11 protein-coding genes are annotated in these 13150 nt (G+C 51.7%); 8 read left to right on the top strand and 3 right to left on the bottom strand.

The genetic code is table 11. The features are described 5' to 3' along the window. Positions 1-22 precede the first annotated feature (22 nt). The 6 genes from ACZ1HJ_RS08930 to ACZ1HJ_RS08905 all read left to right on the top strand — a co-directional run bounded on the left by ACZ1HJ_RS08930 (position 23) and on the right by ACZ1HJ_RS08905 (position 7807). A complete protein-coding gene (locus ACZ1HJ_RS08930) occupies positions 23-1882 on the top strand; it encodes a sensor domain-containing protein (protein WP_472721945.1) in 1860 nt (619 codons plus the stop codon). Between the two features lie 898 nt (positions 1883-2780). After that, positions 2781-3569, top strand: coding sequence for a hypothetical protein (locus ACZ1HJ_RS08925; protein WP_472721944.1), 789 nt, complete (start codon positions 2781-2783; stop codon positions 3567-3569). 16 nt (positions 3570-3585) lie between these two features. After that, a complete protein-coding gene (locus ACZ1HJ_RS08920; RefSeq protein ID WP_472721943.1) occupies positions 3586-4770 on the top strand; it encodes an MFS transporter in 1185 nt (394 codons plus the stop codon). Between the two features lie 379 nt (positions 4771-5149). Further along, the gene (locus ACZ1HJ_RS08915; RefSeq protein ID WP_472721942.1) at positions 5150-6145 is read left to right on the top strand and encodes an MBL fold metallo-hydrolase; all 996 of its coding nucleotides are present in this window, start codon (positions 5150-5152) and stop codon (positions 6143-6145) included. 71 nt (positions 6146-6216) lie between these two features. Further along, positions 6217-7167, top strand: coding sequence for a quinone oxidoreductase family protein (locus ACZ1HJ_RS08910; RefSeq protein ID WP_472721941.1), 951 nt, complete (start codon positions 6217-6219; stop codon positions 7165-7167). Between the two features lie 79 nt (positions 7168-7246). After that, entirely contained in the window at positions 7247-7807 is a 561-nt protein-coding gene (locus ACZ1HJ_RS08905; protein ID WP_472721940.1) for a TetR/AcrR family transcriptional regulator, read from the top strand. A 166-nt stretch (positions 7808-7973) separates the two neighbouring features. Here ACZ1HJ_RS08905 and ACZ1HJ_RS08900 read toward each other — a convergent pair whose 3' ends face one another. The 3 genes from ACZ1HJ_RS08900 to ACZ1HJ_RS08890 all read right to left on the bottom strand — a co-directional run bounded on the left by ACZ1HJ_RS08900 (position 7974) and on the right by ACZ1HJ_RS08890 (position 10096). Further along, entirely contained in the window at positions 7974-8549 is a 576-nt protein-coding gene (locus ACZ1HJ_RS08900) for a carboxymuconolactone decarboxylase family protein (RefSeq protein ID WP_472721939.1), read from the bottom strand. 534 nt (positions 8550-9083) lie between these two features. Beyond that, entirely contained in the window at positions 9084-9464 is a 381-nt protein-coding gene (locus ACZ1HJ_RS08895) for a tautomerase family protein (protein ID WP_472721938.1), read from the bottom strand. An 83-nt stretch (positions 9465-9547) separates the two neighbouring features. Further along, entirely contained in the window at positions 9548-10096 is a 549-nt protein-coding gene (locus ACZ1HJ_RS08890; RefSeq protein WP_472721937.1) for a TetR/AcrR family transcriptional regulator, read from the bottom strand. 142 nt (positions 10097-10238) lie between these two features. On the opposite strand from ACZ1HJ_RS08890, the gene ACZ1HJ_RS08885 reads away from it, so the two are divergent. Continuing rightward, a complete protein-coding gene (locus ACZ1HJ_RS08885; RefSeq protein WP_472721936.1) occupies positions 10239-11234 on the top strand; it encodes an NAD(P)H-quinone oxidoreductase in 996 nt (331 codons plus the stop codon). Positions 11235-11884: 650 nt separating this feature from the next. Further along, positions 11885-13138, top strand: coding sequence for an alginate export family protein (locus tag ACZ1HJ_RS08880; protein ID WP_472721935.1), 1254 nt, complete (start codon positions 11885-11887; stop codon positions 13136-13138). Positions 13139-13150 lie beyond the last annotated feature (12 nt).

Here is a 13150-nt window from a genome sequence, read left to right as displayed (position 1 = left end):
TGAAACTATGTAGGCCCCGAACTTGATACCTGCTCAGATATTCAATCAAATCAATGACAAGTGCACCGAAGGCCTTGCACTTGCTTTGGCGTCGGATGACGACGGAGCGGTCATGGAGTTCCAGTGGTGCAATAGGGCTTTCACCAACATCACCGGATACGAAGCAGATGAGGCCATAGGACAACGCGGAACCATTCTGATCGGCCCGGATCTGGAGCAGGGCGTTCACCTATACATCATTGAAAAACTGATGAATTGGGAGAATTTTTCGACCAAGGCCCTCAACAATCGCAAAAATGGAGAGGTCTATTGGCAGCGAATGAGCTGGGTACATCTTTCAGACCCCGAGACGGGACGTCATTGGTGGCTCTGCTCAATCATCGAACTGGAGGCGGAGCAGGCTGAACCTGCCAAGATCGTAACAGAAGAACTAACGATTTCCGATCGGGAAGGTTACGCGAAAGTCGTCGAAAGAGTTCATCGTCTGGAGAAAGAAAATACACGCCTGCACAAACTTGCCAAATCGGTGGCCAAGGATGCGAACGAAGACGCGTTGACCGGCCTTTCAAACCGCCGTCATTTCGAGGTCGAGCTAAAGACGTGGATTGAGAACCTGGAAAAACAGGGGACGGAATTCGCCGTACTTTACATCGACCTGGATCGTTTCAAATTTGTGAATGACACTTTGGGTCATGATGCGGGGGACCGATTGCTGGTTTCTGTCGCAACCATGTTGCGGGAACTGACCGATGACGCCGACCTTGTTGCGCGTCTTGGCGGTGACGAATTTGTCATCTTGAAGCCGCTCGGCGAGAGCGCTCTCAACGTCAGTAGTTTGGCGGATGAAATCGTTCACCGGATGCAGGCCCCCTTCACCTGCGAAGGCAAGTCGACCGCCTGCAGTGCAAGTGTCGGCGTTGCGATTGCGAACGTTAAAATGGACAACCCCGAGCAGGTCGTCGCAGACGCAGATGCCGCGCTCTACCACGCAAAATCCCAAGGCAAGGGTCGATGGTCGTTCTTTACAGAAGAAATGCATGCGAAATCCATCGCCACGAAGAAATTGGCATCAGATTTGTTGCTGGCATGCGAAAGACATGAATTTATTCCGTATTTCCAGCCCTTGATCGATGCAAAAACTGGTCGGATTGCTTGCGCAGAGATGCTTGTCAGATGGGCGCACCCGACCAAGGGCATTCTGGCGCCGGCCGCCTTTCTCGACACCGCCGCAAATATGGGGATTTTGAAGCGTATTGATGAAATCGTCTTTGCGAGCGTGCATGGCGCGCTGTCGCGCTTTGACGCAGCAGGCGTTGATCTTCCCCGCGTGGCCGTGAATGTCTCGGCTGCCCGATTGGCGGACCCAACCTTCATCCACGACATCAAAAGCTCTGGTATCAAACCGGAAAGATTGACGGTTGAAATTCTTGAATCGGTCTATCTGGACCGTATGGGAGATGTCGTTCGATGGACCATCGATGAGCTGGATGAGCTTGGTGTCACGATTGCACTCGACGACTTTGGCACGGGACATGCATCAGTACGCGGGTTGTTGGAAATCAGACCTGAAATTCTGAAGATTGACCGTCACTTCATCCAGCCAGTTGTTGCGGATACAAGTGCCAGAATGTTGGCCGCGTCAATCATCGGCATTGGCAAGAGTTTGGGCATGCATGTGGTTGCAGAAGGCGTCGAAACCGAAGAGCATGCGCAGGTCGTGAGTGAGATGGGCTGTGATTATCTGCAAGGCTTCTATTTTGGCAAGCCAATGAGCGAGGATGATCTGCGCGACAAACTGATAGAAACTGGTGGGGCGTTCTGGGGTCAGGGGTTGCGGGACTTTGAGTGCAATACGGACCGTGGAATCAGCAGAGCAGTCTAATTTACAACTCCGCTTCCAGTGCGTTTTGAGGCGTACGGTTTGAAGCGGTTTGGTAAAAAAGCGTTGGGTTTTCTAGGGCGCTCTAAGGTCCGACTTCATTTCAACAAGAATGGCAAAAGCTTTAGAGTGTCGTCTTAGGCAGCGGCGGTTCGAGCAAGTTCAATTGCACAAAATAGTGCTTCGTCAACACAGTCGGTCGAACGATTTGGGGCACATACTTGTTTTCGGCCTGTACCAACTTCGAAGACGCAAGAAACATAAGCGCCATCCTCAGTTGCGGACGCGCAGGGAATCCATCTCCCGCCAGGCCCTTCAATGGCCTTTCCGGTGCGCACGTTCACCGATCCAGGTGGCGGGCAAGCTACAACAATCGAAGAATCAAACAGTTCAATCACACTCATCACGTTTCCTTTCGTGCACCCATATATCCGGCCGGACTTGGCCAAAATATGGCTGCACCTGATAGTTCGCCCTCAAGGCGTCGCATTTGCGACTGGAACACCGCTGCATCCAACTACGAAGGCGGAGTGAGATGTCAGAAAAGGAACAAAAGCCAACGGAATTCCTCATAAAAACGGCGCCTTAACAGCCAGACTAAACGGGCTGTCTGATGTATATAATTTTAAGGAATCTCCTTAATTTAGCCGCTTAAGACGTGGCGTGCCACTTTAAACTCCCCCATATCCGTGATCTTTGTCCGGCAAGCTCTGGGCACGGGCAATTGGACCAAGAAGACAGTACAAATGGCTCTGTCAAGGACGGGCAATCCGACCGAGCAAGCCTTCGAAAAAGGTCAGAAAAAAAGACCCGCAATTCGGAAATTGCGAAGTGCAACTAACACATAGTTAACCAATTAATGGGAATTTGCTCTTCACGCCGGGAGCAGAGGAATATTTGGATGGGGATATCTCCAAGCAGACTGTTTGAATTGATAACGCATCTGTCCGGCATCCTTCACGATCTTGAAGGGGGCGGCATTCGTGTTGAGATTGGCGATGACTTTGCCAAGTACCGTTCTCACCGAAGCAAGCAGCCGGATCGTGGTCCGATATACCCAATGTTCGATGTCGCGAGCTCTTACATCGACCATACCAATGGCTTCTGGATATGCGGGTTTGACCCCAGTGGCGACTTGGTTCACACGCAGGCTGTGCGTCTTCTGGACCTGTCGGGTATTTCGCTCGCGACACACCTCAATACCCACCGTCATAAATACATTACGCCCGACTCAACGCCCGATCCGGACCTCACCTATTACTCAGGGCCGGAAGCGCTCAAAACGATCACCGGGAAAGTCTGCTATCAGGGCGAATTCTGGCTTGCATCCCGCGGACTTGGTGGTCCGCGCAGCCAAGGCGCGACGTCACTTTTGTCGCGCGTTCTGCTCGAGATCATGATCAAAGCATGGAACCCCTCATTTGTTTTCGCGCTTGTGCCCAAACAATTGGCCGCGAAGGGTGCCCATTTGCGGTACTGCTATTCTCATTGCGAACCCGGTCGTTGGCTCGGTCCTGACAAACAGGTGACAGAAGAGGATTACCTGATCTGGATGGCCGCAAATGACATGGCCAATTTGATTGCCCGTGCACCACAAAGCCTCGAACGTTCATCCAGCCTTTCGACGTTGCAGACCAAGGCGAGTTCTATTGATGCGAATGGCCACCTGGACGCCAGAGCAAATGTCTGACCGGTTGGATTGAAAAATGACATCCCATACGCCGGAAATAGATAAGGCTCGCCGATTGGCAGCGCCGCCACGCAGCGTCATTTTCGGTCCGATCGCTGCAAATATCGCATTTGTCATGGAACTCACGCTGGTGCCTTTGTTGTTGCCCGCAATCCAATCGCAGTTCGCTCCGACAGTTGGCGAATTGGCTTGGGTCTTCAATGCTTATGGCATTGCCGTTGCCGTTGGCGTTCTGTTCGGTGGATTGTTTGGGGACGCTTTTGACACAAGGAAGGTCTTCGGAATTGGCGTTGCGCTTTTCGCAGCGGGATCTCTCTTGGTGGCATCCGCAGATAACTTCCAGACCGTATTGGCCGGCCGCGCATTGCAAGGCTTAGGAGGAGGCGTATTTTCACCACTTGTACCGGTTCTACTGACGCGCGCTTCACCGCACAAACCGGGACGAGTCCTGATCGTCTGGGGCAGTATTGCAGGGTATGTTGCCGCCTTGGCACCGCTCTTCTACGGTAGCTTTCTGGACGAGCTCGGGTGGAGCTTTGCATTCGTGCTCATAGCCATTTTAGCAGTCTTAGCGTTGCTAATTTTATACGGGTTCCAAGCAAGCGATGAACCCGTACGTCGTTCCAGCCCATCGACAGGCATCTCGGATTTGTTCCGATCACGAGACCTATGGTTGACGTACATTTACGTGTTCTGCACCTATGGATCTATAACCTATTATTTGTTTCAGCTGCCGGTCTGGCTGTCCCAAAGCGACGTCAAAGTGGCAAGCCTCGGATTTGCCCTTTCTGTTTTGTGGCTGACCTTCTCTGGTTTGAGCACCATTTTGCGTAACTTGGTGGACAGCCCCCATATCCGTACAATTATGGTTTCTGCTCCGCTCCTTATCATCGTCGGATTGCTTCTCTCACACCACAATGACAACGTCCTACTCTTGCTCGTGTCTTCGTTTCTTGTCGGTTCAGGCTTGGCATGCAGCAACGCCCCATCCACACAATTGGTCCTGAGGTTTGCACCTGTTGGAATGAGCGCCATTTCGACAAGCCTGGATATCACTTTTGCACGTCTCGGCGGCATTGCCGCCGTCGCCCTACTCGCAGAAGCTCAATTCCTACATGCCGCCTCTGCGATCTGCGTTACGTGTCTCGTTGCTGCCTATTGCGCATTGACGGCAAGCAAACGGCTTTTTGATGAAGTCTAGAGCGAAACCCAGTCCCGAAAGTGAAACTCCCTCAACGCGCGAACGTATGTTTCTGTCCCAGTCCATAACCTGACGAAAAGCGATTTTTCCGCAGCAATAATCCAAAATTCGGGCTTTTTGCTCCAAGGGTACTAGACGCTGTACTTACCTGATTAGCTTCTCGGTGACTTTTGTCCTGATAAATTTTGATCGCATTAGCTAGTCTCAACACGCAGTCCTCACGCTCCAAGCTGACTCCATAGCTCGCCACTAGACTAGTTTTCGGCCTGTCACGAAATTGTGAATTCAACAAACCAGCTGTCACTTGAATTTTAAGACGACCGGTCATATTTTGCATTTGCAGTTAGATTCACTAACAGTTCAACCAATAGGAACAATCATGTCAGACACATCAGAAAATCGTTTCAACCGCCGTTCATTCCTCTCGAGCGCAGCCACCGCTGCGGTTGGTGGTGTGGCAATGACCTCACTTCCAATGCCAGCGCACGCAGCTACCCCACTTGTCGGGGCGCAGATACCAAACGTGTATCGCCGCAAACTCGGCAACTACGAGATCACAGTTCTCGGGGATGGTTACCTCGATCTTCCTCACCAGATCTGGGCAAATGTCAGCCCAGAGGAATTGGAGGGTCATTTCTCAGACGCGTTTTTGCCTACGGAATCTATGCGCAACGGCGTGAATGCTTACCTGATCAATACCGGGGAAAAACTGATCCTTGTTGATAGCGGCGCGCGCGACCTCTTTGGACCCAACGCAGGTCAGTTTCTAAACAATCTTGCCGCTGTTGGTGTGAAGCCTGAAGACATCGATCAAGTCTTGATCACGCACGTTCACCCAGATCACGTTGCCGGCCTGTACACACCCGACGGGAAAGTGACCGTTCCGAACGCAGAAATTCTTGTCGATGAAGCCGATCTCAATTTCTGGACCAGCGAGACGGCTCAAGCGCAAGCCATCGAAATTTCAAAACCATGGTTCGACATCGCGCGTCAGTGGAAAACTGCATTCGACGGCCGCATCTCGACCTTCAAAGGTGAGACAGACCTAGGTGACGGCATCTCGGCTTTCCCGCTGCCTGGTCATACGCCTGGTCACACAGGATATCGTGTTGAAAGTGCCGGCGAGACGCTGTTGATCATCGGCGACGCTGTAATCAGTGCTGCCGTACAATTTGCGAACCCTGATGCTTCCGCCATTTGGGACACAAATGCAGAAGACGGCAAAAAATCCCGACGGACAGTCTTTGATCTAGCCGCTCAGGATCGCACCCTGGTCACAGCGACTCACCTGCCATTCCCATCCTTCGGTTATGTCGATCGTGGTGCGAGCGGCTCATACAAATGGGTTCCAGAAGAATGGCGCTATGCCACCTAAGTTGAACGGGTGCCGGTGTCACCGGCACCCAAACCCTCTCTCTCCCTCCCCCGTGATATTGGAATGAAACCATGCGCGCTATTTTAGCTGAAAAAAATGGGGGCCCTGAGGTCCTCGAAATCAAAGATGTCCAAAAACCTACACCAGGCATTGGCGAGGTTCTGGTCAAAGTCGAAGCAGCCTCTGTCAACCCGCTGGATGTTCAGATCCGTCGTGGAGACTATGCGGAATACGTCCCTGCCCCGTTCAAAATGGGTGTGGACGTATCCGGCACCGTTGAGGCAGTCGGGGAAGGCGTTGACACTCTTTCGGTGGGTGATGACGTGTTCTACAGCACCCGTGTCCTATCCAACGAAGGCGGATACGCTGAGTATCATGTCGAGCAGGCACAACTGATCGCCAAAAAACCGATTGGATTGTCTTTCGTGGAAGCGGCATCTCTGCCAATTGCGGCAAGCACCGCTTGGGTCTGCCTGATTGAACGCGGCCGTGTAAAAGCGGGTGATCGTGTGCTGATTCACGGTGGCTCCGGTGGTGTGGGTCTTTACGCTGTGCAAATCGCGCGTCTTGCTGGTGCCGAAGTCGTCACAACAAGCCGTAAGGATGTGCAAGAGTTTGTCCAAAGCCTTGGCGCCGACAAGATCGTTGATTACCGCGACGCCAATGCATGGGATCAACTCGCGGCTCACTCCGGTGGAGGTTATGATGTGGTTGTCGACTTGGTTGGTGGCGATGCGATCGAAAAATCGCTGAGTCTCCTGGCACCTGCTGGACGTGTTGTCAGCATTGTCGACCAGCCAAATCCACAAAGCCTATATGCCGGTTGGGACTTTAATGCTGAAATTCATCTGGTCTTCCTGACACCAAGCGCTGAACGCCTCAACCGTCTTGGGGAGCTGACGGCTCGTGGCCTGCTCAGACCTGTCGTTGAACAAACATTGCCACTTGACCAAGCCGCAGAAGCGCATCGTCTAATCGAGGCGGGCGGACGCACAGGCAAAATTGTGCTCGTCACGTCTTGATCGAACAGTGTAAATGAAAAAACAAGTGCGAGTGCGATTCAACCCGCCCGCACTTTCGTTCATCAAAGGGTGACAATCGATGCCGAAACCAAGCCACAAAGACAAAATCATCCAATCCGGATTGGCTGTCTTTCACGAATTTGGCTACCACGCGAGTGGCGTGCAAGCTGTCGTCGATCATGCTGGTGTCCCAAAGGGGTCGTTCTACAACCACTTCAAAAGTAAAGATGAACTGGGACTGGAAGTCCTGAATTTCTACTGGGGTCAGTATGAGGATGCTCGTGCGGCGTTGAGAAATCCGGAGCAAAGTCCATTGGACCGCATCGACGCGCATATTTCAGCATTTAGCGTGAGTAAATCTGGCTGTCTTGTCGGAAACTTTACAGGCGAAATGGCCAATTCGGCTGAATTTCGGGAAACGCTTCGAAACCTTTATGATGATTGGATTGCCGACGTTGAGGCCTGCATCTTGGAAGGACAAAAAGACGGCACCATCCGCGACGACGAGACTGCACAGGCGCTTGCGGAGTTTGTCGTGACAGCTCTGGAGGGCGCGGTCTTGAAACGTAAGATCGAAGATGACAAACAAAACCTCACGAACTTCAACAAAACCATGATGCTATTTCTTCGCGCCGCTTAGTCGCGGCAGAGAAAACACCGCGTTTCAGGCGCAAGTGCGGATAAAATTGACCCGACTATTTTGCTTCGATGTCGCCGCTATTGTCTGGGCAAAGGATAACCGCCAAAATCAAAATTGCCGACACAAGTCATCGCACCTGATCAACCATGTTCAAAGTGCATCAGGTTCATCCTTCCGTAGCGCCGACAACTTCCTCGGGGCTCCAGGCGGTCTTCTGAAAGATTTCATCGACCGGAGTGTTTGCGACATGATTGGTATAGTTTGAAAGTACTTTGAGACCGGTGCCCAATACCACATCAAAAATTGTCCGGTTGGTGTAGCCGGCAGCCAGCAAAGCGTCCATATCCTGGTTGCTGACATAACCACGAGACTCGTTCATTTTGATTGCAAATTTACGCAGCGCTTCCAGCTTTGGATCGGCAATTGCCGTACCTTTGCGCAACGCCTCGATGACGTCCTCTGGAACACCGCTCATTTTCGCGTCAAGAGTGTGAGCCGCCATACAATAGTGGCAGCCATTCAACCGATTGTTTGACATCAGGATGACTTCGCGCTCTGCCGGGCTGAGGGCCGTGCGGTCAAAGAGATCAGACAAAGCCCAATACCCTTCGTTCAGTTCTGGAGACTCCGCGAAGCTGGCCGTCAGGTTCGGAACAAAACCGTAGCGTTCCCTCACCATTTTCATCACCGGCTTGCTTTCCTTTGGCGCTGTTTCCTCAGTGCGCAGCGTAAAATTTGGCATTGTTTATTCCCTTCAGCTTTCTTGTTATCCGGCCTCATTCTTGACGCCGCTCGGACCAGCCAATCTGTGCAGTCACAATGGCAGCCGAAACCTGTCATCGGAAAACAGGCTATTTGCTGTGATCTTTGAGCTACGTGCTCGGTCTTGTTGCATGTGCAAGCAGTTAGTTCGTGGGGTTGATTGAGATGTTTAAACCCAACTTCAGCTCAACGTAACTGATCGCGTTTCCTTCGCTGCAACAACAATGCTTGACCAACCAAATTAAGGAACACGTCAGCGAACCCAGTGGTTTGCGGCTGCGAGTCCGCCCGGTCCACACACTGAAGCTGGATCGGCGGAGCCACTTCGTTAAGAGCTCGGCATGGCGGGATCATTACGGTTTTGACACCGCTACACTAAATGAACTTGCTGTTTTCCAACACCGACGCGACTGCATCCAGATGTCGATTGCTTTTCGAACGTGAGAAGTAGTTGCAGATTTCTGTTCGAGGTCGCGCATTCCGCGACCAACCCATTTAGTGCAGCAATCCCAGTTCAAGCGTATTGGGCGATCCCATTGCCCAACGACCAGTCTTCTTTGGCGACTTCCAACACGTTCACAAAGACATCCTCTTTCCGGACGCCCGGGTCTTGAGATAGCTTTTCTGCAATGGCGGCATAGAGCGCCTTCTTTTGGTCAACGGTACGACCGGCCAACATGGTGATCTGAATGATGGTCAAGTCATCTGAACGATCGACCCCGGCATAGTCGCCACTGGTGTTAAAACCACTTGCTTTATGTTCATGGATAATTGCGAAACGGTCATTTTCGGGTGTTCCTATGGCTTCTCGCATAGCGAGATATATCTGCTCCATCACCGTGGCGTGGTATTCTGCGGGTTTTCCTTCACGAAGTGAAATTCGGACAAGTGGCATAGTCATCTCCTGGATTAGGGCGCAGTGCCCGGTTAATTGTCAGTTTTTATGTTGAAGAGCTTACTGACATAAGCATAGGTCGATCAGTGAGTTTTGTCCTCTTGCATGGCGAAACGCGCCATTGCTCTGGTGACAACACCCGCGTCGCCTTCCAGACGGGCAATAAGCAGCGACCCCTCAAGACCACTGATGAACTGTAGGGCGGATCGCTGCGGATCTTCGTGATCCAAAAGCGCATATTGGACAGCAAGCCAATTTTGGAATTCTTTGAAATACGTGGCGAGTGATCGCCTGACTTCGGGCCCAAATGTTGCCAACTCCGCGGCCATCATGCCGCACATGCAAAATTTATTTTTACTCGGGTAATCGGCAAAAAAGCCTACCATTGCTTCCAAGCGTTCCCTGGGATCATCAAACTGTTGTTCGAATTGTGATCTCGCGGCTGCGTTTCTGTCGCGGATGCTATCGACCAAGGCCAATGCAAGATCATCTTTCGTTTTGAAGTGATAGTGAATGCCCGCATGCTTCACGCCGATCTCTTTGGCGAGATCCAGGTAGCTGAACCCGTTGAAACCCACTTTTCGAGTGAATTCCGCAGATAAATCGAGAATTTTTGTGCGTGTAGAAGCCATGTGTATCCCAATATATGTTACCTATGTATATGTAAGATTTGTCTTGCAGTCAAGCAAGAACAGCTCTATCGCTCAAGGCAACGAGACCACTCAGCCCGAAATTTGAAGACGACGAAAACGCTAAAGCCAAAGGATATTGACGATGACACTCCCGACAGAAATGAAATTCATAGAGTTCGCGGCGCCCGGTGGTCCCGATGTTTTGACACCGGCGAAACGCCTTGTTCCAACACCGAGTGAAAACCAGATTTTGATCAAGGTAGAAATTGCCGGTGTGAACCGCCCGGATTGCTTGCAGCGCGCTGGCGCATATCCAGCGCCACCCGGCGCATCGGACCTTCTGGGCCTTGAAGCATCGGGCGAGGTTGTTGCCCTTGGCAAGAACGTGACCCGGTGGTCGATTGGTGACAAGCTATGTGGCCTGCTGCCAGGCGGTGGCTACGCAGAATACGCGGTCACGCACCAGGATCACGCCCTGCCCGTTCCAAAAGGCTTGAGCATGGCGGAAGCGGCGGCGTTGCCGGAAACATTCTTTACTGTCTGGACCAACGTATTTGACCGCGGTGCGCTGGCCAAAGCCGAAACGTTTCTTGTCCACGGCGGGTCTTCCGGGATTGGCACAACAGCGATCCAGTTGGCAAAAGCCTTTGGCGCTACCGTCTACACAACGGTGGGCAATGAGGCGAAAGCAAAGGTCTGCAAGGAACTTGGCGCAGATGTTGTGGTAAACTACCGCGATGCTGATTTTGTTGAGGTACTGAAGGAAGCGTCGAATGGTAAGGGTGTCGATCTGACCCTCGATATGGTTGGCGGTTCGTATTTTCAAAAGAATATCGAATTGGCTGCCGATCAGGGTCGCATCCACAGCATTGCATTCCTCCAGGGTGCAACAGCCGAAATCACCTTTACCCAAGTTATGGCAAAGCGTTTGACACTTAGCGGTTCCACACTTCGTCCACGCACTAACGACGAAAAGGCAGCTATCGCCCGCAACCTCGAAGAAAAGGTCTGGCCTCTGATCGAAGCGGGAAAAGTGAAACCGGTAATGGCGGAGTCCTTTCCACTGGCTGATGTTGTGAAAGCCCATGAATTAATGGAGAGCTCGACCCATATCGGCAAGATTGTTCTGGAAGTTTAACTTCGAACAAACCGATCAGGTTTGTTTTACAAAGCTACCTGAGATCGAGGTTCCGCTTTACCCAAACAGATTCCGTCTAAGGTTTCGTTACTTGGTGCGACACCTTCCGCGGACCCGTTTTGGGTCGCGGTTTAGATTTGGATTTGAAATAGAAATCACGACCAATCCCACCACAAAGCCAGCAAGGAAATCTACGTTTCGTGAATGGCAAAGGGCAGTCGCACAAGGCAGAATTGCGTGCCGACCAGCAAGTGTAGTGACTGCGGACCGAGGATCTTCATTTGTTTCATTTTAACTTATTGTTTTTTATATACTTAAATCTCTGTTTTCGCGTTAAAACCACAATGTATACCACACTTCACAGCATCAATTCTGAATCATAAACTGTAATTTGGGCGGAAAGCGGTCATTCGCTGCGAACGCGCCACTTTCATTGAAGATCCGAGGAAACGGACATTCAATGAATTGATGTGTATTCAGTAAAGGTGGGTCGCTTGCGGCGAGAACGAAACGACAGGGATAACACGCCTGAATATACCGAAGTATAACCTCTCTATTCTCTTTCCACTTTGGCTAAACCTTTGCTGAAATGACGACATGATCTCCCTTTGAATAAACACACCTTACCAAGTCAGTGTGAGGATTGTACTGTGTTTACGATTGAAAGAGTTAGTCATGTTGTGACGGTTTTGGGGTTGGTTGGTCTCGTATTGACTGGGACCGGCCAAACGGCGAACGCCCAGAAGGCACCCAAAGACCATTCGCGTCTGGCGTTTGACGCATCCAAACGTAAGAAAACCAAGACACAGGTCACCGAGTACCTGTCTTACTTCGCCTATGCCAGCGCGCGGTACCAAGGCGAAAGAAACATCCGCCTCGACGACGAACGCTCAGACTATTCCGACGAATTCGCCGCTTACTTGGGAATTGCTGTCAGGGCAAATCTGTCCTCCAGGGTTATGGCATTCGGCCATGCCGAGCTTGATATCCGGCAGAAAACGAGCCACAGCAAGTCATACGCAGTCAAGACCAAATTAAAGGTAAAAGAAGCTCTGTTGGCGGTTCGTCTGACCAGTAACCAGACAATCAGCGCGGGGCGCTTGCGCTTTGCCGACACCAATAAATCGATGGCAGATGCTTCTGTAGACGGCGTGCATTACGCTTTCAAGGCACCCAACAGCGCGCTTGAAGCGGCCTTTTTTCGAGATGTTTTCAAAGACCGCGGCAACTACGCCATGTTGCATGCGACGCGGTTTTCCAAGACACGAAGCTCCGGTTTTTACATTCTGGCCGAAGAGAACGATCATGACCAACGCTTGCATCTGGCCGCTTACCTGAACGGCAAACCAACGTCGAACCTGAGCTACACCCTGAATGGTGCGGCCGTGTTTGGAGATGCGGCAAATGGGGAAACATCCGGAATTGCCATGGATTTCCGGGCCATGCATCGTTTTTCGAGTCAGCCTGGAAAACCGCAGATCACTTTTGGGTTCGCGGCAGGCACAAAAGGGTATCGTCCGTCGGGCCTTCAAAGCAACAAAACTTATGATGGTGGGCAGACACAGTTCCATAGGTTCGGGTATGTCCTTCAACCCGAATTGACGAACATGGTTGTGGCCACTGTAGGTTTGGGTTTGCGCCCGTCGCGTAAGTTTTCCCTGGACCTCTACGGCCATGCCTACGCGCAACTAACCCGTTCGACCCAATCACCCGATGCTCGCGTAACGGGGACCATGACCGGCCGGTCCTCGTATCTGGGATCAGAGGTGAGTCTCGTAGGTGCATGGCGGCCCAGCAAGAAGACCAAAGTCGAGTTCGGCGCAGGCGTCTTCAAACCCGGCAGAGCTTTTGCAAACCGTGAACCTGCCAAACGTTTTTACGCCCGTTTCACCACGTATTTTTAGTTCAGTCAAAAG

The organism is Roseovarius sp. JB2-10, from assembly GCF_055693585.1.
Note: the sequence above shows the minus strand (reverse complement) of the source record. Positions and strands in the feature narration are given on the sequence as shown.